At 73.7% G+C, this 19,341-nt stretch carries 21 protein-coding genes; 8 read left to right on the top strand and 13 right to left on the bottom strand.

What is annotated here, in order from left to right:
• Positions 1–36 precede the first annotated feature (36 nt).
• Positions 37–528 (top strand): HIRAN domain-containing protein, encoded by a 492-nt coding sequence (locus ACR807_RS34355; protein WP_438925656.1) that lies wholly within the window; start codon positions 37–39, stop codon positions 526–528.
• A 114-nt stretch (positions 529–642) separates the two neighbouring features.
• Here the strand turns inward: ACR807_RS34355 and ACR807_RS34360 are convergent, their stop codons facing one another.
• Positions 643–1,134 carry an AMIN-like domain-containing (lipo)protein gene (locus tag ACR807_RS34360; protein WP_438925657.1) on the bottom strand — a complete coding sequence of 164 codons (492 nt, stop codon included), beginning with the start codon at positions 1,132–1,134 and terminating at the stop codon, positions 643–645.
• 147 nt (positions 1,135–1,281) lie between these two features.
• Here ACR807_RS34360 and ACR807_RS34365 point away from each other — a divergent pair, with 147 nt between their 5' ends.
• Complete coding sequence (locus ACR807_RS34365) at positions 1,282–1,809, top strand: YbhB/YbcL family Raf kinase inhibitor-like protein (protein ID WP_438925658.1); 528 nt, start codon at positions 1,282–1,284, stop codon at positions 1,807–1,809.
• A 40-nt stretch (positions 1,810–1,849) separates the two neighbouring features.
• On the top strand, positions 1,850–3,223 hold the full coding sequence (locus tag ACR807_RS34370; RefSeq protein ID WP_438925659.1) for a mycothione reductase: 1,374 nt from the start codon (positions 1,850–1,852) through the stop codon (positions 3,221–3,223).
• Positions 3,224–3,331: 108 nt separating this feature from the next.
• On the opposite strand, the gene ACR807_RS34375 is transcribed toward ACR807_RS34370, so the two are convergent.
• Complete coding sequence (locus ACR807_RS34375; protein ID WP_438925676.1) at positions 3,332–4,546, bottom strand: MFS transporter; 1,215 nt, start codon at positions 4,544–4,546, stop codon at positions 3,332–3,334.
• 125 nt (positions 4,547–4,671) lie between these two features.
• Here ACR807_RS34375 and ACR807_RS34380 point away from each other — a divergent pair, with 125 nt between their 5' ends.
• On the top strand, positions 4,672–5,343 hold the full coding sequence (locus tag ACR807_RS34380; protein WP_438925660.1) for a FadR/GntR family transcriptional regulator: 672 nt from the start codon (positions 4,672–4,674) through the stop codon (positions 5,341–5,343).
• Between the two features lie 97 nt (positions 5,344–5,440).
• Here the strand turns inward: ACR807_RS34380 and ACR807_RS34385 are convergent, their stop codons facing one another.
• On the bottom strand, positions 5,441–6,349 hold the full coding sequence (locus tag ACR807_RS34385) for a LysR family transcriptional regulator (RefSeq protein ID WP_438925661.1): 909 nt from the start codon (positions 6,347–6,349) through the stop codon (positions 5,441–5,443).
• A gap of 49 nt (positions 6,350–6,398) precedes the next feature.
• Here ACR807_RS34385 and ACR807_RS34390 point away from each other — a divergent pair, with 49 nt between their 5' ends.
• Entirely contained in the window at positions 6,399–7,415 is a 1,017-nt protein-coding gene (locus ACR807_RS34390) for an EamA family transporter (RefSeq protein ID WP_438925662.1), read from the top strand.
• 31 nt (positions 7,416–7,446) lie between these two features.
• Positions 7,447–8,391, top strand: a complete 945-nt coding sequence (locus ACR807_RS34395) for a pentapeptide repeat-containing protein (protein WP_438925663.1) — start codon at positions 7,447–7,449, stop codon at positions 8,389–8,391.
• A gap of 306 nt (positions 8,392–8,697) precedes the next feature.
• On the opposite strand, the gene ACR807_RS34400 is transcribed toward ACR807_RS34395, so the two are convergent.
• Positions 8,698–10,257 (bottom strand): cobyric acid synthase, encoded by a 1,560-nt coding sequence (locus ACR807_RS34400; RefSeq protein WP_438925664.1) that lies wholly within the window; start codon positions 10,255–10,257, stop codon positions 8,698–8,700.
• Positions 10,258–10,264: 7 nt separating this feature from the next.
• On the opposite strand from ACR807_RS34400, the gene ACR807_RS34405 reads away from it, so the two are divergent.
• Entirely contained in the window at positions 10,265–10,963 is a 699-nt protein-coding gene (locus ACR807_RS34405) for an alpha/beta hydrolase family protein (protein ID WP_438925665.1), read from the top strand.
• On the opposite strand, the gene map is transcribed toward ACR807_RS34405, so the two are convergent.
• The 9 genes from map to dxr form a co-directional block, all read right to left on the bottom strand.
• Entirely contained in the window at positions 10,950–11,807 is an 858-nt protein-coding gene (map, locus tag ACR807_RS34410) for a type I methionyl aminopeptidase (RefSeq protein WP_438925666.1), read from the bottom strand. The genes ACR807_RS34405 and map overlap by 14 nt on opposite strands.
• Positions 11,808–11,854: 47 nt before the next feature.
• Positions 11,855–12,007: a PIN domain-containing protein gene (locus ACR807_RS34415; protein WP_438925667.1), complete on the bottom strand. Its 153-nt coding sequence runs from the start codon at positions 12,005–12,007 to the stop codon at positions 11,855–11,857.
• Between the two features lie 72 nt (positions 12,008–12,079).
• Positions 12,080–12,262, bottom strand: coding sequence for a PIN domain-containing protein (locus ACR807_RS34420; protein WP_438925668.1), 183 nt, complete (start codon positions 12,260–12,262; stop codon positions 12,080–12,082).
• Positions 12,259–12,525, bottom strand: a complete 267-nt coding sequence (locus tag ACR807_RS34425; protein ID WP_438925669.1) for a type II toxin-antitoxin system Phd/YefM family antitoxin — start codon at positions 12,523–12,525, stop codon at positions 12,259–12,261. The genes ACR807_RS34420 and ACR807_RS34425 overlap by 4 nt, the downstream gene beginning before the upstream one ends.
• A gap of 33 nt (positions 12,526–12,558) precedes the next feature.
• Positions 12,559–14,358 (bottom strand): penicillin-binding transpeptidase domain-containing protein, encoded by a 1,800-nt coding sequence (locus ACR807_RS34430; RefSeq protein WP_438925670.1) that lies wholly within the window; start codon positions 14,356–14,358, stop codon positions 12,559–12,561.
• Between the two features lie 46 nt (positions 14,359–14,404).
• Positions 14,405–15,259, bottom strand: a complete 855-nt coding sequence (locus ACR807_RS34435; RefSeq protein ID WP_438925671.1) for a GNAT family N-acetyltransferase — start codon at positions 15,257–15,259, stop codon at positions 14,405–14,407.
• Between the two features lie 49 nt (positions 15,260–15,308).
• Entirely contained in the window at positions 15,309–16,466 is a 1,158-nt protein-coding gene (gene ispG / locus ACR807_RS34440) for a flavodoxin-dependent (E)-4-hydroxy-3-methylbut-2-enyl-diphosphate synthase (protein WP_438925672.1), read from the bottom strand.
• Positions 16,467–16,496: 30 nt separating this feature from the next.
• A complete protein-coding gene (locus tag ACR807_RS34445) occupies positions 16,497–17,690 on the bottom strand; it encodes a M50 family metallopeptidase (RefSeq protein WP_438925673.1) in 1,194 nt (397 codons plus the stop codon).
• Between the two features lie 2 nt (positions 17,691–17,692).
• Positions 17,693–18,913, bottom strand: a complete 1,221-nt coding sequence (dxr, locus tag ACR807_RS34450) for a 1-deoxy-D-xylulose-5-phosphate reductoisomerase (RefSeq protein WP_438925674.1) — start codon at positions 18,911–18,913, stop codon at positions 17,693–17,695.
• A gap of 155 nt (positions 18,914–19,068) precedes the next feature.
• Between dxr and ACR807_RS34455 the strand changes: the two genes are divergently transcribed.
• Positions 19,069–19,335 carry a GlsB/YeaQ/YmgE family stress response membrane protein gene (locus tag ACR807_RS34455; protein WP_438925675.1) on the top strand — a complete coding sequence of 89 codons (267 nt, stop codon included), beginning with the start codon at positions 19,069–19,071 and terminating at the stop codon, positions 19,333–19,335.
• Positions 19,336–19,341: the final 6 nt, after the last annotated feature.

Below are 19,341 nucleotides of genomic sequence, written 5' to 3' on the forward strand. Positions count from 1 at the left end.
AGGCGGCTGACACATCGCCGACGCGGAGGTCCCGCCGTGCACCGGACAACACCAGTGGTCGTCGCCCTCGTCACCGTCTCGGTGGCGCTCGCCCTCACCCTCGCCGTCGGCCCGGTCGGCCTCGCCGCGAGCGCGGTGGCGGGCGTGCTGGCGGTGTTCCTGCTGATCAGGCACCGGACGTCGAACGCCGCGCTACCCAGGCCGGTGCCCCTGCCGGTGCCCGGCCCGCTGGACGTGGTCGGCGAGGCCGGGCACCAGGCGGAGCTGGCCCGCTTCACCGACCGCGAGACGACCGCCCTGCTGGTCCCCGAACCCTCGAACCCCTACGACCCGCACGCGGTGCGCGTCGACCTGCTGGACGCCGACGGCACGCCCGCCAAGGTCGGCTACCTGTCCCGCGCGGCGGCCCGGCGCCACCAGCCGCTGCTGTCCGAGCTGGCCAGGCGCGGCGAGGTCGCGTCCTGCCCGGCGCACGTCGCCCGCGGCGCGCTCGGCCTGCACGGCGTGCGCCTGATCACGACCGGCTGACCGCGCGGCCCCGGTTCCCCCCGACCCGGTTCCCCCCGACCCGGTTTCCCGACCCGGTGACCGCGCGGCTCGACGCCGGGCGGCCCGGCGCCGGGTGGCTCACTGCCGGGCGGCTCAGTGCCCGACGTCGATCACGACGCGGGTGGGCGCGTCGAGCAGGAACACGCGGTGCCACGAGTCGCGGGCCGCGCCGAGGCCCACGGTCAGGTTGGCCTCGAAGTCACCGGTGATCGCGACCGCCCGCACGTTCGCCAGCGCGGGCGTGGTGAAGGTCCGCGGACCGGTGTAGGTCGGCGTGCCGGCGTCGTCGTGCGCGGCGGCGGGCGCCATGCGCACCTCCAGGAAGTACGGGCCCGGCAGGTCCACGGGGTTGCCGGAGCCGTCCTCGACGAGCTGGTCGACGCAGCGGACGAAGAACTCCGGCCGGTGGCCGGCCAGGTCGAGCACGACGCGGTCGAAGTCGGCGTGCCGACCGGTGCGGATGCCGGTCAGCACGGGGGTCTGCGTCTGGGACCGGGTCTGGGCCGCGTCGGCGGCGGGAACGGCGCCGCCGACGGCGGCGAGGGTCAGGGCGAGCAGTGCGAGTCTTCGGTAGCGGCGGTCCATCGCGGCCCTCCAAAGGGCTCCTCCCCCCGAGCGGCTGCCAGGGGGTGCACCTCTCAAGACGTGTCGCGCGTCACACGGTTGCGCGGGGGTCGCCGCGACCCGGTGGAGTCCTGCGACGCCCCCGGGCCGGCGATAGGGTCGTGCGACATGAGCCTCGAACGCCCCGTCGCCCCCGACCCGTACGCGCTGCTGCCGCAGGTGCCGTCCTTCACCGTCTCCTCGACCGACGTCGAGGACGGGCAGGCCCTGCCGGAAGCCCAGGTGTTCGAGGGCGGCAACACCTCGCCGCAGCTGACCTGGACCGGGTTCCCGGAGGGGACCAAGAGCTTCGTCGTCACCTGCTTCGACCCGGACGCCCCGACGCCGTCGGGCTTCTGGCACTGGGTCGCGGTGAACCTGCCCGCCTCGGTCACCTCGCTCGACACCGGCGCGGGCGGGTCGGACTCGTCGCTGCCCGGCGACGCGTTCCACGTGCGCAACGACTACGGCACGCGCGCGTTCGGCGGCGCCGCCCCGCCGCCCGGCGACCAGGTGCACCGCTACTTCTTCGTGGTGCACGCGGTGGACGTGGAGCGGCTCGACGTGGACGGCGACGCCTCGCCCGCCGTGGTGAGCTTCAACCTGGCCTTCCACACGCTGGCCCGCGCGGTCCTCACCCCGACCTACGCGCACTGACCCCGGGAACAAGCGCCCCGCGCGCGGAGTTGGAGCCGACGTGAGGCACTTCGACCTGGTCATCATCGGCACCGGTTCCGGCAACTCCATCGCGGACGAGCGGTTCGCCGGCTGGAACATCGCGATCGTCGAGAAGGGCGTCTTCGGCGGCACGTGCCTGAACGTCGGGTGCATCCCCACGAAGATGTTCGTGCACACGGCGGACGTCGCCGGCGCTCCCGCGTCGGGCGCGCGGCTCGGCGTGGACGCCCACCTCGACGGCGTGCGGTGGACGGACGTGCGCGACCGGATCTTCGGGCGCATCGACCCGATCGCCGAGGGCGGCCGGCGCTGGCGGGCCGAGGAGAACGCGAACGTCACCGTCTTCGCCGGCACGGCGCGGTTCACCGGCCCGAAGACGCTGGACACCGGCACCGGCGAGACGATCACCGCGGACCGCTTCGTGATCGCCGCGGGCAGCCGGCCGGTCGTGCCGGACGTCGCCGACATCGAGAGCGTCGGCTACCACACGTCCGACACGGTCATGCGCCTCGACGCCCTGCCGGCCCGGATGACCATCCTGGGCAGCGGGTTCATCGCCGCCGAGTTCGCGCACGTGTTCTCGTCGTTCGGCGTGCGGGTGACGATCGTCGGCCGGTCGGACCTGCTGCTGCGGCACGAGGACCAGGAGGTGGCGCGCCGCTTCACCCGGATCGCCGCCGAGAAGTGGGACGTGCGGCTGCGGCGCAAGGCCGTGCGGGCCGAGCGGGTGGACGGCGTGGTGCGCCTGCACCTGGAGGGCCCGGACGGCGCGGAGGTCGTGGAGTCGGAGGAGCTGCTGGTCGCGGTCGGCCGCACGCCCAACTCCGACCTGCTCGACCTGGCCGCGACGGGCGTCGAGGTGCGCCCGGACGGCCGCGTCGTCGTGGACGAGCACCAGCGGACGTCGGTCGAGGGCGTCTACGCGCTGGGCGACATCAGCTCCGACCACCAGCTCAAGCACGTGGCGAACCACGAGGCGCGGGTCGTGCAGCACAACCTGCTCCACCCCGACGAGCCGATCGCCTCGGACCACCGGTACGTGCCGTCGGCGGTGTTCTCGTCGCCGCAGATCGCGTCGGTCGGCCTGACCGAGGAGCAGGCGGCCGAGCGCGGCCTGCGGTACGTGGTGGGGTCGCAGGCGTACGCGTCCATCGCCTACGGGTGGGCCATGGAGGACACGACCGGTTTCGCGAAGGTCCTGGCCGACCCGGCGACGGGCGAGATCCTGGGCGCGCACGTGATCGGTCCGCAGGCGCCGACCGTGATCCAGCCGGTGATCCAGGCGATGAGCTTCGGCCTGGACGCGGGCACGATGGCCAGGGGCCAGTACTGGATCCACCCGGCGATGCCCGAGGTGATCGAGAACGCCCTGCTCAACCTGCCGCTGGACTGAGCGGGGCGAGCACCCCCGAACGCGCGGAGACCCGGCCGGACCCCTCGAACGGCCGGGTCTTCCCGTGCAACTGTGACCGTGTTATCGGTACGGGCGAGCCGGGCGTTATCAGACGGTGCGCGGGCGGCCGGCCAGGTGGCCGAGAGCGGTCAGCAGCACCAGCAGGGCCACCAGGACCAGCATCGACGTCGTCCAGGTGCCCGTCGCGCCGCGCAGCACGCCGAACGCGAACGGGCCGCTCGCCGAGATCAGGTAGCCGATGCTCTGCGCCATCGCGGACAGCCGGGCGGTGTCGGCGGAGTTCGTCGTGCGCAGCGAGATCATCACCAGGGCGAGCGGGAACATGCCCATGCCGACGCCGATCAGGACGACCCAGAGGCCGGGCGCGGCGGCGGGGGCGAGGGCCAGGCCCAGGACGCCCAGCACGGACAGGCTGCCGAGGGCCAGGACCAGGCCGGACTGGCTCGGGCGGCGCGCCGCCAGGGTCGGGACGATCAGGCTGACCGGGACGCCGAGGACCATGGTGACGGCCAGCAGCAGGCCCGCGGTGGTGCGGTCGACGCCCGCGTCGCCGAGGATCTGCGGCAGCCAGCCCATCACGGTGTAGGCCAGCAGCGACTGGAGCCCGAAGAAGACGGTGACGACCCAGGCCAGCCTGCTGCGGAACAGCGAGCGGCCGGGGGTCGCGCGGCGGGTGGCGGTGCGCGCGGCGAGGCCGTGGCGGGCGCCGGCCAGCCAGATGAGCAGTGCGGCGAGGGACAGCAGGGCCCAGGCGCCGACGGCCGGCCGCCACGAGCCGAAGAACGACTCCAGCCCCGGCGTGAACGCGGCGCCCAGGGCCGCGCCGGCGGCGAGCGCGGCGGTGTAGACGCCGGTGACCAGGCCGACCCGGCCGGGGAACGACTCCTTCACGACCACCGGGATGAGGACGTTGCACACGGCGATGCCCGCGCACGCCACGAACGTGCCGCCGAGGACCGCCGCCGGGCCGTCGACGACCCGCAGCACGAGGCCGACGGTCAGCACGGCCAGGGACAGGCCGACGGCGCGCGCCATGCCGAGGCGGCGGCCGAGCCAGGGCGCGAGGAACGCGGCGAAGCCGAAGCACAGCGTCGGCACGGCGGTCAGCGCGCTGGTCCAGGCCGCCGACACGCCCAGCGACGTGCGCACATCGCCCAGCACGGAGGCGAGGCTGGTGACCGCGGGGCGCAGGTTCGCGGCGGCCAGCGCTACGCCGATCGCCAACAAAGTGCTGCCGACCAGGGCAACTTGACGACTCCGGCCCACCGCACCGGTGGCAGTGGCAGCAGGATGGTCCGCGATCGTCGCATTGGCACTGGGATCGGTGGCAATGTTGACGGACGACGGTGACACGTCCGACCGGGTCTGCGGGATCGTCACCGGATTACTATCGCAGACATGGGATGTTCGGATGAAAGGATGATGCTGTGCCGTTGGCCACTACCCGACGAGCGGGCCTCGTCGACCAGGTGATCGACCAGATGAGAGGGGCGATCGCCGCCGGTGAGTGGCCGGTCGGCCGCCGCATCCCGCCCGAACCGGAACTGGTGACCGCGCTGGGGGTGGGTCGCAACACCGTGCGGGAGGCGGTGCGCGCGCTGTCCCACGCCGGCCTGCTGGAGGTGCGCCAGGGCGACGGCACGTTCGTGCGCGCCACGAGCGAGCTGTCCGGCGCGGTCCGCCGGATGTGCGGCAGCGAGCTGCGCGACGTGCTCCAGGTGCGGCGGACGCTGGAGGTCGAGGGCGCCCGGCTGGCCGCGACCCACCGCACCGACGACGAGCTGCGCAGGCTGGAGGAGCTGCTCACCGAACGGGACGAGGCGCTGTGCGCGAAGGACTGGGCCAGGCTCGTGGAGCGGGACACCGCGTTCCACGTGCTGCTGGTGCAGTGCTCGCACAACACGCTGCTGGCCGAGCTGTACCAGGGCCTGACCGAGGCGGTCCGGGCCAGCATCACCGCGACCGTCGAGACCGACCACGACGACGACCAGGTCTCGCACACCGGCCTGCTGGACGCGGTGCGCGACCGCGACGCCGCGCGCGCCGCCGTCGAGGCGGGCGGCTTCCTGGAGGACCTGCTGGAGCGCCACAAGGACTAGCCGCCACCAGCCGCTACCAGCCGCGACGGCGGGACCCGGCGGCGACGACGGTCCGACGACAGGTCCGGCGACGGGTCGGCGGCGACGGGTCGGCGGTTCAGGCCGTGTCGCGCAGGTCCCAGCACTCCCTCAGCGCCGCCAGCGTGGCCGTCACCGCGGGCCGCCTGCCCGCCTGCGTGCGCCACACCGCGAACACGCGCCGGGTCGGCGTCGGCAGGAACGGCACCGCGCGCACCGACGCGGGCAGGGCCCCGCGCCCCAGCCGGGGCAGCAGCGCGACGCCGATCCCCCTGGCCAGCAGCGCCAACTGCGTCTCGTACTCGGCGACGCGGTGCGCCAGGTCCGGCTCCATGCCCGCACCGCGGAAGGTGTTCACCAGCCAGTCGTGGCAGATCGCGCCCTCCGGCTGGCAGATCCACCGCTCGCCGGCCAGGTCCTCGGGCGTCAGGGACTCGCGCCCCGCCAACCGGTGCCCGACGGGCAGCAGCACGTCGGCCACGTCCTCGCCGAGCCGCGCCCGCGACACCGGCTCGGGCACGGCGAGCCGCGCGTTGACCCAGTCGTGCGTCACGGCCACGTCCAGCTCGCCCCGCGCCACGGCCTCCAGCCCGTCCGGCGGGTCCAGCTCGACCACCCGCACGTCCAGCCGCGGGTGCCGCTCGTGCAGCCGCACGAGGGCGGACGGCAGCAGGCCGCGGGCGGCGGTCGCGAACGCGCCGACGCGCAGCCGGCCCACCGCCTCGCCGCGCTGCTCCTCCAGCGTCACCTCGACGCCCTCGACGAGGGCCAGCACCTGCCCGGCGGTGGTCGCCAGCAGGTGCGCCGCGTCGGTGAGCGCCACGCCCCGGCCGCGCCGCTCCAGCAGCGTGGTGCGGGTCTCGCGCTCCAGCTTGGCGATCTGCTGGGACACCGCCGAGGGCGTGTAACCGAGCGCGGTGGCCGCCGCGCCGACCGAGCCGTGGGTCGCCACCGCGTGCAACGCGCGCAACCGTCCGAGGTCCAACATGTAGCGATCCTAAACCGATTCCTTCAGAACTCGTTGCTGGTGCTAAACGATGGCAGCGCTGAGAGTGGACACCGTGAAACCACGCCACGCCGCCCTCGCGGTGCTCGTCGCCGTCGTCTGGGGCGTCAACTTCGTCGTCATCAAGGTGGGCCTGCGCGACTTCCCGCCGATCTTCTTCTCCGCGCTGCGCTTCCTGGCCGCCGCCGTGCCCGCGCTGTGGTTCGTCGGCCCGCCGCGCGTCGCGTGGAAGTGGGTCGTGGCCGTGGCGCTGGCGCTGGGCGTGGCGAAGTTCGGCCTGCTGTTCGTCGGCATGGGCGCGGGGATGCCCGCCGGGTTGTCGTCGCTGGTGCTCCAGGGCCAGGTGTTCTTCACCGTGCTGTTCGCCGCCGTGCTGCTGCGCGAACGGCCGCGCGCCGTGCAGGTGGCCGGGATGGCCGTGGCGGCGGTCGGCATCGCGGTCATCGGCGTCGACCACGGCACGAGCGGCCCGGTCGGCGCGTTCCTGCTGGTGATCGCGGCCGCGGTGGCGTGGGGCCTGGCGAACGTCGCCACCCGCCGCGCCCAGTCGCCCGACCCGCTCAACTTCATCGTGTGGGTGAGCGCGGTCGCGTTCCCGCCGCTGCTCGGCCTGTCGCTGGTGTTCGAGGGCCCGGCCGCCGGCCTGGCCGCGCTGCGCTCGCTCGACTGGGGCAACGTCGCCGCGATCCTGTTCATCGCCTGGGTCTCCACGCTGTTCGGCTTCGGCCTGTGGAACTCCCTGCTGCGCACCTACGAGGCCGCCGTCGTCGTGCCGTTCGCGCTGCTGGTGCCGGTGGCCGGGATGCTGTCGGGGTGGCTGCTGCTGGACGAGGAGCTGACGCCGGTGCGGCTGGGCGCGGGGGCGCTGGTGGTGCTCGGCATGGCGGCCACCACGCTCCGCCGACGCCCTCCCCGCGTGCGGCCGGAGCCGGGGCCGGCGGCGGAGCGGGAGCCGGAGCCGGCGGCGGTGCCCGGACCGGCGGCGGCGGTGCCGCTCGTGCCGTCGCGCGGTCCGGCCGCGGCCCCTACCGCTCTCCTCGGTGATTGACGATCGCCCGGCGGTTCGTTAAGCCGGACTGGTGGACCCCGGGGCCGAGCACAAGGTGTTGTCGGCGCGGACGATCGTGCTCTGGGGCATCGGGCTGGGCGTCCTCGCCGTCGCCTCGACGGCGGTGCTGGTGGTGACCCTCGGGTCGGGCAGCCCCGGCGCCCTGGCGCGGTTGGACGCGGTCCGCACGGCGGGCGGCATCGTGCTCGGCACGGGCGGCGCGGCGGCGCTGCTGCTCACCGCGCGGCGGCAGCGGTCGACCGAGCTGGACCTGCGGCAGAAGGACCACGACGCGACCGAGCGCCGCGTCACCGAGCTGTACGGCAAGGCCGCCGACCAGCTCGGCAGCGACAAGGCGCCGGTGCGGCTGGCCGGGCTGTACGCGCTGGAGCGGCTGGCGCAGGGCAACCCCGCCCACCGGCAGACCATCGTGCACCTGGTGTGCGCCTACCTGCGGATGCCGTTCACGCCGCCGCCGGAGGCGCGGGTCCGGACGCGCGTCGGGCCGCGCGACGCGCACCGCTACCAGGAGCTGGAGGTGCGGCAGACGGCCGCCGGCCTGCTCGCCGCGCACCTGCGGCCCGACCGGCCCGAGGCGTTCTGGGGCGGGATCGAGCTGGACCTGTCGCACGCCACCCTGGTGAAGCTCGCCCTGACGCACGCGCGGGTGCGGTCGGCGTCGTTCTCCGGCAGCACGTTCGTCGGGCCGGCGACGTTCCGCGGCACCGAGTTCACCGACGGCGCGGACTTCCGCGAGACGTGCTTCCGCGGGCTGGCGGACTTCCGGCGGGTCGGGTTCGGCGAGTCGGTGTTCCGCGGGGCGCTGTTCGAGGGCGAGACGGACTTCGGGGTGCACACCTCGGCGGCGCTGGCGGGCGCGCGGACCCGCGTCGGGACGGCCCGGCGGAAGTGGCCACCCGGGTGGGCGGAACGGCCCGGGGAGCCGGGTCTGGCCACGATCGTGCGCGTTCCGTGACCGGTATAGCCCGATCGGGCGACGTATCCCCCTGGTCCGAACCGGTACTTTCACAGCATGACGAGCCATGAGCGGAGGTGTGACACGTGCGCTTCCTGACGCCTTCGTCCCTCCGCCCGACGGCGGACGGCATCTAGGTCGTCCCGCGCGGACGACCCCGACATCCCGCACGACCGCGACCGCGCGGTCCTCAGGCACCGCCTCGTCGCCCGGCTTGGAGGTCGGGCACCGCGTGCCGCGGACCGGTCGTCGTCGAGACCCGGCGGTCCACCCCGCGACTTGGTGGTCGCGGACCTCGCCAGGCGCTCACGACACGGGCGGCGCACCCGCGGGCGGGATGACGGGCAGCCCCCTCGGGGCTCCGCGCTCCAGCAACCCCTTCACCGCGTCGGTGTCGAGGTGCTCGACGACCAGGTCCCCGAGCAGGTCCAGCTGCGCCTCGCGGCGGCCGGCGAAGTCGACGTCCGGCGCGGGCGCGAACCCGTCCCGCCCGGAGTGGCCCGCGGCCCAGCGCAGGAACGCGCGCCGGAACGCGTCGTTCTCCAGCAGCCCGTGCCAGTGGGTGCCCGCGACGCGCCCGCGCAGCGCGCCCTCCACCGTGCCGTCGGCGAGGGTCACCAGCCCGTCCTCGGTGCTGCGCGCGACCGTGCCGTGGTGGATCTCGTAGCCCGTGACGGGTTCGCCGAACGCCGTGCCGCGCGGCCGGTGCAGGGTCTTGTCCGCCTCGAACCGCACGTCCACGTCGAGCAGGCCGAGCCCGGCCACGGTCCCCGCGCGGGACTCCACCGGGTCGTCGATGCGCGCGCCGAGCATCTGGAACCCGCCGCAGATGCCCAGCACCGGGCCGTCGTGCGCGGCGACCGCGTCGGCCAGGCCGGTGGCGCGCAGCCAGCGCAGGTCGTCCACGGTGGCCTTCGAGCCGGGCAGCACGACGAGGTCCGCGTCGGCCAGCCGGGACGGCTCGGTGACGAACCGCACGGACACGCCCGGCTCGCACGCCAGCGCCTCCACGTCGGTGGCGTTGGAGATGCGCGGCAGCCGCACCACGGCCACCCGCAGCCACTGGTCGCCGCACGGCGCCGCCGGCCGCCCGAGGACGCCGTCCGCGGCGTAGGACAGCGAGTCCTCGGCGTCGAGCCACAGCTCCTCGCGCCACGGCAGCACGCCGTGCACCGGCCGGCCGGTGAGCGCGCGCAGCTGCCGCAGGCCCGGTTCGAGCAGCGCCGGGTCGCCCCGGAACTTGTTCACCACGAACCCGGCCACCAGCGCCTGGTCCGCCGGGTCGAGCAGGGCCAGGGTGCCGAAGAGGTGCGCGAACACGCCGCCGCGGTCGATGTCGCCGACCACCAGCACCGGCAGGCCGGCGGCCCGCGCGAGGCCCATGTTGGCGATGTCGTCCGCCCGCAGGTTGATCTCGGCGGGCGACCCCGCGCCCTCGCAGACCACCGCCTCGAAGTCGGCGCGCAGGCCCTCCAGCGTGGCCAGCACGGTGGTCATCAGCTCGGCCTTGCGCGCCCGGTAGGACAGGGCGGACACCTCGCCCACCGCCTTGCCCAGCACCACGACCTGCGAGCTGCGGTCACCGCCCGGCTTGAGCAGCACCGGGTTGAACCGCACGCTCGGCTCCAGCCCGCACGCGGCGGCCTGGAGGGCCTGCGCCCGGCCGATCTCGCCGCCGTCGCGGGTGACGACCGAGTTGTTCGACATGTTCTGCGCCTTGAACGGCGCGACCCGGACGCCCTCGCGGGCGAGCCAGCGGCACAGCCCGGCGGCCAGGACGCTCTTCCCCGCGTCCGAGGTGGTGCCCGCCACCAGCAACGCGCTGCCCACGAATGTCCCTCCGCCGTCGGTCCCGGCTGACATCATCCACGTCATGGTCGACGTCCCCGCCACCGCGGTCCTGGTGCACAGCCCGTACCTCGGACCCGCCAGCCTCCGCCCGCTCGCGCAGGTCCTGGCGTCCCTCGGGCACGCCGTGCTGCTGCCGGACCTGCGGGCGACGGTCAACGCCGCGCCGGTGCACCAGCGGCTGATCGGGGTGTTCGCGGACGCGGTCGAGGAGTCCGGGGTGACCGGCGACCTGGTGCTCGTCGGGCACAGCGGCGCCGGTCCGCTGCTGCCCGCGTTCGCCGACGCGCTGGAGACGCCGGTGCGCGGCCTGGTGTTCCTCGACGCCGACCTGCCCACGCCCGGCCGGAGCTGGCGCGACGACGCGCCCGCCGAGCGCATGGCGCACCTCAAGTCCATCGCGCGGGAGGGCCTGATGCCGCGCTGGGACCTGTGGTTCGCGCCCGAGGCGCTGTCCGCGATGGTGCCCGACGTGCGGCTGCTGGAGGAGATCGTGGCCGAGGCCCCGGAGGTGCCGCTGGCGTTCCTCAAGGAGGCCCGGCCCACCGTGGCGTGGACCGGGCCGTGCTCCTACCTGCGGCTGAGCCGGGTCTACGACGACGCCGCCGACCGGGCGCGCGGGCTGGGCTGGCCGGTGGTGTCGCTGGACGCGCACCACCTGGCCGCCGTCACCGAACCCGACCTGGTCGCCGAGGCCCTGGTGCCGCTGCTCAGCAGGCGGTGAGGATCTCCGCGCCGTCGTCCGTGACGACCAGCGTGTGCTCGAACTGGGCGGTCCAGCTCTTGTCGCGGGTGGTGACGGTCCAGCCGTCGTCCCACAGGTCGTGCTCGATGCCGCCGAGGGTGATCATCGGCTCGATGGTGAACGTCATGCCCGGCTCGATGACCGTGGGCACGTGCGGGGCGTCGTAGTGCAGCACCACCAGGCCGCTGTGGAAGGTGCGGCCGATGCCGTGGCCGGTGAAGTCGCGCACCACGCCGTAGCCGAAGCGGTTGGCGTACGCCTCGATGACCCGGCCCACGACGTTGAGCTGCCGGCCCGGCTTGACCGCCTTGATGGCGCGCATGGTGGCCTCGTGGGTGCGCTCGACCAGGAGCCGGACCTCCTCGCGCACGTCGCCGGCGAGGAAGGTGGCGTTCGTGTCGCCGTGCACGCCGCCGATGTAGGCGGTGACGTCGACGTTGACGATGTCGCCGTCCTCCACGACCGTCGAGTCGGGGATGCCGTGGCAGATGACCTCGTTCAGCGAGGTGCAGCAGGACTTCGGGAAGCCGCGGTAGCCGAGCGTCGACGGGTAGGCGCCGTTGTCGCAGAGGAACTCGTGCGCGACCGCGTCGATCTCGTCGGTGGTCACGCCGGGCACGATGACCTTGCCCGCCTCCTGGAGCGCCTGCGCGGCCAGTCGGCCGGCGACGCGCATCGCCTCGATCACCTCGGGCGGCTGGACCCACGGGTCGGTGTTCCTCTGGGGTTCCCGCCGGTCGACGTACTCGGGGCGTTCGATCCCCTCGGGTACCGGACGACGCGGGGACTGCACACCTGGCTGGAGGACGGCACGAACGGACATGCCCCCAGGTTACGACGCGTCGCGCGACGCGCGACGCGGTGTGCCCGCTACCCGGTCGCCCCCGCCGTGCCGGGTGCGGCGACGGGCAACCCGATCTCGTCGGCGGCGGTGAGGAGCCGCTCGTCGTAGGCGACGAACGCGGTCAGGCCCTCCCGCAACCGCGGGGTCGAGGCCAGGTGGACCGCGTCGGGGGACTTCACGGGGGAGCGGCAGCGCCCCGGCCGAGTCGAGGAGGTCCGTGGTCATCGTCACGAGGTCGAGCTCCACCAGGATCACGGTCGCGACGCGGATCGCGGCTTCCCCTCGGCCCGCACGGCGCGGACCAACTCCACCCGCGCCGGCGAGCTGCTGACCCTGCGCTGGTCGGGGCGCTCGTCGAGCCACGCGCGCAGGGCGTCGGTCTCCGCCTCGACCTGCACCGGCTTGGCCAGTGCCGAGGCGTCCAGGTAGATCACCGGCGCTCGTCCTCGCGCATCCGCCGCAGCACTTCCGGGATCGGCGTGCCCGAGGTCGCCGGCAGCGGCTCGGGGAACGCCCCGCCCCGACCGCGGAGCAGCTCGCCGTTGACGACCAGGCGGTCGCGCAGCGTCCGGACTCCGGCGGGCGGACCGATCTCCGCCACCACCCGCCCGTGGTCCGTGACCGCGATCCGCTCTCCCGCGCGCCTCACGTACTCCGTCGCGTGGTGGCGCAGTTCGCGCAAACCGACCTGATCCATGTGTAACGCCGCATCACGTGGATCTTGCTCCGTTCAGCCCAGCGCCCCCAGGAACCGGGCCGTCGCCTCGACCGCCGGGGCCGAGGAGTCCGCGCCCACCAGCAGGGTCGCGAAGGCCACGTCGCCGCGGTACCCGACGAACCAGCCGTGCGAGCGGGTGCCGTCCCCGAACTGGGCCGTGCCGGTCTTGCCCCGCACGTCGCCGTACGGCTTGAGCTGCGGCGCGGTGCCCTGGTCGACGACCTCGCGCATCATCGCCCGCAGCGGCTCCAGCACGGCGGGCGTCGGCGGGGTCGGGGTGTGGTCGGCCTTCGTCTCCCGGCCCGCCAGCACGGTCGGCACCGGCACCTTCCCCGACGCCGCGGTGGCCGCCACCACGGCCATGCCGAACGGGCTGGCCAGCACCTTGCCCTGGCCGAAGCCGTCCTCGGCGCGCTCGACCACGTCGGTGGCGGGCGGCACGGAGCCGGTGATGGTGGTGATCGCCGGGATCTCGTAGTCCACGCCCAGGCCGAACGAGTCCGCCGCCTTCGTCAGCGCGTCCGGCGCCATCCCGGCCGCCAGCTCGGCGAACGTCGTGTTGCACGAGAACGCGAACGCCGAGCGCAGCGGGATCGTGCCCTTGTCGAAGTCGTGGTCGTTCGGCACGACCCGGCGGCCGTCGATCGTGGTGCGGCCGGGGCACGGCAGCGGCGTGTCCGCGCCCGCCTGCCCGGAGCCGATCGCCGCCGCGGCCGAGACGACCTTGAACGTCGAGCCCGGCGGGTAGCGGCCGGTCAGCGCCACCGCGCCCTCGGCGTCGGCGGGCGCGTTCTGCGCGACGGCCAGCACGTCGCCGGTCGACGCGGACAGCGCCACCAGCATCGCCGCCTGCGGCACGGGCTCCAGCGCGTCCTCGGCGGCGGTCTGCACGGTCCGGCTCAGCGCGGTCCGGACGGCCTCCGCCGGTTCGGGCTGCTCCTCGTGCAGGGTCTCCACCTCGTCACCGGCCGCGCCCACCGTGTAGACGCGCACCCCGGCGCGGCCCGCGCTCTCCTCCTCGACCTCCGCGCGGATGGCCGGCAGGACCTGCGACCCGAACGTCCGCGACGGCGCGAGCAGGCTCGTCCGCGTGGTGAACCGCACGCCCGGCAGGTCGTAGATGGCGGGCTTCACCGTCTGGTAGTCCGCGTCGCGCAGCGCCGCCACCTGGTAGAGCTGCCCGGACGGGACCTGCGAGGAACCCTCCAGGATGGACCCGGCGGTGATCGCGGCGTCGATCGGGGACAGCGCCGAGGCCAGGGCGGCGGCCACCGCGGGCACGTCGTCCGCCTCCTTCGCGTCGAGCAGGACGGACACGACCTCCTCGGGCGCCAGCAGCGCCACGCCGTCGCGGTCGAGCACGGGCGCCGGGTCGGGCCGCACCTCGGCGCGGCCCAGCGTCTGCTCGGCGGCGAGCTTGGGGTGCACGACGGACGACGCCCAGTGGACCTTCCAGTCCTCGTCCTCGCGCCGGAGGTCGAACGCGGTGCGGTAGCCCCAGGAGTGGCCGTGCCCGAGGTCCCACTCCAGCCCCACCTCGGCGTCCGCCGTGGACGACTCGCCGGACGAGCTCACCCGCTCCACGGTGGTGCGCAGGCCGGCGGGCTTGAGCACCTCGCGGACCTTGCCCAGCAGCTCCTTCGCCCCGGCGGGGTCGTCCGTGACGCCCGCGGCGCCGTCGACGTCGCCCGCGGCGAGCTTGGCGAGGAACTCGTTCGTCACCTGGTCGGGTCCCGGGCGGGAGGAGAACAGTCCGCAGCCGCTGACGAGCAGCAGCACGACCCCGGACAGGGCCAGCGTGCGCGCGATCACGGCCCCGAGTATGCCGGTGCGCCGCGCGGGACCGGGTACCGACCGGTCAGAACAGGACGGTGGCGTACTCGCCGACCTGCGTGAAGCCGATCTTGCGGTAGGCGGCCCGCGCCACCTCGTTGTAGGAGTTCACGTACAGCGACGCGGTCCGCCCCAGACCCCGGACCAGGCGTTCCGCGACGGCCGCGGTGCCGGCCGCACCGATGCCGCAGCCCCGCCGGTCGGGCCGCACCCACACGCCCTGGATCTGGCCGACCCGCGCCGACATGGCCCCGATCTCGGCCTTGTAGACGACGTCGCCGCCCTCGAACCGGGCGAACGCCCGACCGCCCGCGATCAGCTCGGCGACCCGCGCCCGGTAGGACGCGCCGCCGTCCTCGGCGCACGGGTCGACGCCGACCTCCTCGATGAACATGGCGACCGCCGCCGGCAGGTAGCGGTCCAGCTCGTCCGGCCGCACCGGCCGCACCAGCGGGTCCAGCGGGATCGACGGGCCGGTGCCCAACGCCATCAGCGGCTGCTCGGGGCGCACCTCGCGGGCGGGCCCCCAGTCCGGGGACAGCTCCTCCCACAGGCCGAGCACCTGCTCCGCGGGCCCGACCAGCGACGAGCACATCCGGCCGCGCCTGCGCGCCCGGTCGGCGAAGCTGCGCAGCGCCGCGGTGTCACCGCGCAGCGGGATCAGGTTGGGGCCGGCGAAGCACAGGCCGTCCACCCGGCCGCCGCGCAGCGCGCGGTGGTCGTAGGCCCACACCTCGCCGCCCAGCCGCCACGGGTCCAGGCCCGCGACCTCGACCCGGGCGGCGACCATGCAGGACGCCACCGGGTCGGCCGCGAGCACCGCGAGGACCTCGCTCAGGTCCCTCTCGTCGAGCAGGCGCGCGCCAGCCAACCTCAACACGGCTCAAGCCTGCCAGATGGACCGCGTCACCCGCGCGTCCACCACCCGCTCAGCCGACGGAGACGACCGGCTCGCCGCTCTCGGCGGTCTCGCCCATCTCCTCGGCGAGGCGCATGGCCTCCTCGATGAGGGTCTCCACGATCTGGTGCTCGGGCACGGTCTTGATGACCTGGCCCTTGACGAAGATCTGGCCCTTGCCGTTGCCGGAGGCGACGCCCAGGTCGGCCTCGCGGGCCTCGCCGGGGCCGTTGACGACGCAGCCCATGACGGCGACGCGCAGCGGCACCTCCATGCCCTCCAGACCGGCCGTGACCTGCTCGGCGAGGGTGTAGACGTCCACCTGGGCGCGACCGCAGGACGGGCAGGAGACGATCTCCAGCTTGCGCGGGCGCAGGTTGAGCGACTGGAGGATCTGGTGGCCGACCTTGACCTCCTCGACCGGCGGCGCGGACAGCGAGACGCGGATCGTGTCGCCGATGCCCTGGCGCAGCAGCGCGCCGAAGGCCACGGCCGACTTGATGGTGCCCTGGAACGCCGGGCCGGCCTCGGTCACGCCCAGGTGCAGCGGGTAGTCGCACTGCTCGGCCAGCAGCTCGTAGGCGCGGACCATGACCACCGGGTCGTTGTGCTTGACCGAGATCTTCAGGTCGTGGAAGTCGTGCTCGGCGAACAGCGACGCCTCCCACAGCGCCGACTCGGCCAGCGCCTCCGGGGTGGCCTTGCCGTACTTGGCCATCAGCCGCGGGTCGAGCGAGCCGGCGTTGACGCCGATCCGGATCGGGGTGCCGTGGTCGCGGGCCGCCGCGGCGATCTCCTTGACCTTGTCGTCGAACTTCCGGATGTTGCCCGGGTTCACCCGGACCGCCGCGCACCCGGCCTCGATGGCCGCGAACACGTACTTCGGCTGGAAGTGGATGTCGGCGATGACCGGGATCTGGGACTTCTTCGCGATGGCGGCGAGCGCGTCCGCGTCGTCCTGCGACGGGCACGCCACGCGCACGATGTCGCAGCCCGCGGCGGTCAGCTCCGCGATCTGCTGGAGCGTCGCGTTGACGTCCGAGGTGAGCGTGGTGGTCATCGACTGCACCGACACGGGGAACTCGCTCCCGACGCCGACCGAGCCCACCATGAGCTGTCGGGTCTTGCGGCGTTCCGACAACACCGGGGGCGGCATCGCCGGGATTCCGAGCATGACGCCGTCGGTCATGGACAAACACCTCTCACTGGAGCCTGGTCCTCACGGGAGCCGAATCGGGTTGACGATGTCCGCGGTGACCGTCAGCAGCGTGACCGAGCCACCGACGAAGATCACGAAGTAGGTCAGCGGCAGCAACCGCAGGTAGTTCACCGGGGCGCCGTCGGGCAGGCCGCGGAGCTTCCGCACCCAGTTTCGCACCCGTTCGTACAGGTTGACCGCGATGTGACCACCGTCAAGCGGCAGCAGGGGCAGGAGGTTGAACACACCCACGAAGAAGTTCAGGCCGGCCAGCATGAGCCAGAAGAACGGCCACAGGCCCTTCTCGACCGCGTCGCCGCCCAGGACGCTGGCGCCCACGACGCTGACCGGGGTGTCCACGTCGCGCTCCGCGCCGCCGATGGCCTTGATCACCGCGGGGATCTTCTCCGGGAAGCGGAGCAGGCCCTCCCAGACGTTCTGGAACATCGTGCCGGTGAACGAGGTGGCGCCGCCGACCGCGGTGAGCGCGTTGTACTCGAAGTTCTGCTGGTGGATGACGCCGATCGCGCCGATCTCCTGCGTGTAGGTCGAGCCGTCGGGCCTGCGCAGCTCCCGCTCGACGCGCGCCACGTCGGCGGTCAGCGCCAGCTCGCGCCCGTCGCGCTCCACCCGGAACTCGGTGTCGCCGGACCGCTTGCGGGTCTCGGTGATGACGTCGGTCCAGGTGGGGGTGGTGGTGCCGCCCACGGCGAGGATCTCGTCGCCGACCTGGAAGCCCGCGTCCTTGGCGGGCGCGGGCGCGCCGGCGGCGCACTCGGCGTCCACGCTGTTCTGCACGCACGGTGCGACCTCGGCGATCACCGCCGTGTCGCGGACGTTGGGCAGGCCGAACGTGAAGGCCATGAAGTAGAGGATGACGAACCCGACGAGGAAGTGCGTGATGGAGCCCGCGGAGAGCACGACGACGCGCTTCCAGGTCTTCTGCCGGTTGAACGCGCGGGGCGCGTCGTCCGGGTGGACGTCCTCCAGCGCGGTCATGCCGGTGATCTCGCAGAACCCGCCCGCCGGGATGGCCTTGAGGCCGTACTCGGTCTCGCCGCGGCGGAAGGACCAGATCTTGGGGCCGAACCCGATGAAGTACCGGGTGACCTTCATGCCGAACATCTTCGCCGTGGCCAGGTGGCCCAGCTCGTGCAGCGCGATCGAGATGCCGATCAGCAGGGCGAACAGCAGAATGCCCAAGAAGAAGCTCACGGTCAGTTCCTTCCAGACCCCACCGAGGTGGCCACGAGTTCCCGCGCCCGCGCCCGGGCCCATTCCTCCGCCGCGAGCACTTCGGCGACGTCCGCCGGCTCGTGCGCCCAACCGTCCGCCTCGTCGAGCACGCGCCGCACGGTGTCCACGATGGAGGTGAACGTCGTGCGACCGTCGAGGAAGACCGCGACCGCTTCCTCGTTGGCGGCGTTGTAGACGGCCGGCAGGCAGCCCCCGCCGGAGCCCGCCCACCTGGCCAGCCGCACCGCGGGGAACGTCTCGTCGTCCAACGGCTCGAACGTCCACGCGGTCGCCACGTCGAAGGTACACGCGGCGGAGGCGCCGGGGACGCGGTCGGGCCAGCCGAGGCCCAGCGAGATGGGCAGCTTCATGTCCGGCGGGCTGGCCTGCGCCAGCGTGGAGCCGTCGGTGAAGGTGACCATCGAGTGGATCACCGACTGCGGGTGCACGACCACGTCGATGCGCTCGTAGGGCACGCCGAACAGCAGCTGCGCCTCGATCAGCTCCAGGCCCTTGTTGACCAGGGTGGCCGAGTTGACGGTGATGACCGGGCCCATCGACCACGTGGGGTGCGCCAGGGCGTCACGCGCGGTGACGCCGGCCAGCTGGTCGCGGGTGCGACCGCGGAACGGGCCGCCGGACGCGGTGAGCACGAGCCGGGCCACCTCGTCCTCCCGGCCGCCGCGCAGGCACTGCGCCAGCGCCGAGTGCTCGGAGTCCACCGGCACGATCTGCCCCGGCCGGGCCGCCTTGAGCACGAGCGGGCCGCCCGCGATCAGCGACTCCTTGTTGGCCAGGGCGAGCGTGGCGCCGGTGGCGAGCGCGTGCAGCGTCGGTTCGAGGCCGATCGAGCCGGTCACGCCGTTGAGCACCACGTCGGCGGGGGTCGAGTCGATGAGGTCGGTGGTGGCCGTGGGACCGGCCAGGACGCGGGGCAGCTTGAACGCGCCCTCCGCGTAGCCGCGCTTCTGCGCCTCGGCGTAGAGGGCGAGCGTGACGTCCTCCACCGCGGTGGCGCGCGACACGGCGACCGCGTCGACCCCGAACTCGACGGCCTGGGCGGCCAGCGCGGCGGGGTCCGAGCCGCCGGCGGCCAGCCCGACCACGGAGAACCGGTCGCGGTTGGCCGCGATGACGTCGAGTGCCTGGGTGCCGACGGACCCCGTGGAGCCGAGGACCAGGACCGTGCGTGGTGTGCTCATCACCGCCATTGTTCCGGACCCCGGCTGATAACCCGCACAGCGGTACTTCGATAACGGAGTGGTAACAGACGCGTGGCTTCACCCGGCCGTGGGCACTCCCCGATCAAGCGCCACGACGAATCCGCTCGCCGTGGTCCTCAGGAAGGAGAGCCCCCGTGGGCATCTTGGGTTGGATTGTGCTCGGCCTGATCGCGGGTGCCATCGCCAAGGCCATCATGCCTGGTCGCGACCCCGGCGGCATCATCATCACGATGCTCCTGGGCATCGTCGGCGCCATCATCGGCGGTTTCGTCGGTCGTGCCATCTTCGGCACCGACATCAACACCTTCTTCGACCTGAGCACCTGGCTGCTGGCCATCCTCGGCTCGCTGATCGTGCTCGGCATCTACCGCCTGGTGACGGGCAACCGAGCCAGGGCTTGACGTTGA

Source organism: Saccharothrix sabaoui, from assembly GCF_051756985.1.
In the GTDB taxonomy this organism is placed as follows: Bacteria; Actinomycetota; Actinomycetes; order Mycobacteriales; family Pseudonocardiaceae; genus Actinosynnema.

Bases quoted from the DNA above. Each gene is read 5' to 3' on its own strand.
- map (WP_438925666.1), bottom strand. From the start codon at position 11,807: ATGTCCGTTCGTGCCGTCCTCCAGCCAGGTGTGCAGTCCCCGCGTCGT.
- ACR807_RS34405 (WP_438925665.1), top strand. From the start codon at position 10,265: ATGGTCGACGTCCCCGCCACCGCGGTCCTGGTGCACAGCCCGTACCTC.
- ACR807_RS34385 (WP_438925661.1), bottom strand. From the start codon at position 6,349: ATGTTGGACCTCGGACGGTTGCGCGCGTTGCACGCGGTGGCGACCCAC.
- ispG (WP_438925672.1), bottom strand. From the start codon at position 16,466: ATGACCGACGGCGTCATGCTCGGAATCCCGGCGATGCCGCCCCCGGTG.
- ACR807_RS34360 (WP_438925657.1), bottom strand. From the start codon at position 1,134: ATGGACCGCCGCTACCGAAGACTCGCACTGCTCGCCCTGACCCTCGCC.
- ACR807_RS34400 (WP_438925664.1), bottom strand. From the start codon at position 10,257: ATGATGTCAGCCGGGACCGACGGCGGAGGGACATTCGTGGGCAGCGCG.
- dxr (WP_438925674.1), bottom strand. From the start codon at position 18,913: ATGAGCACACCACGCACGGTCCTGGTCCTCGGCTCCACGGGGTCCGTC.
- ACR807_RS34425 (WP_438925669.1), bottom strand. From the start codon at position 12,525: ATGGATCAGGTCGGTTTGCGCGAACTGCGCCACCACGCGACGGAGTAC.
- ACR807_RS34390 (WP_438925662.1), top strand. From the start codon at position 6,399: ATGGCAGCGCTGAGAGTGGACACCGTGAAACCACGCCACGCCGCCCTC.
- ACR807_RS34365 (WP_438925658.1), top strand. From the start codon at position 1,282: ATGAGCCTCGAACGCCCCGTCGCCCCCGACCCGTACGCGCTGCTGCCG.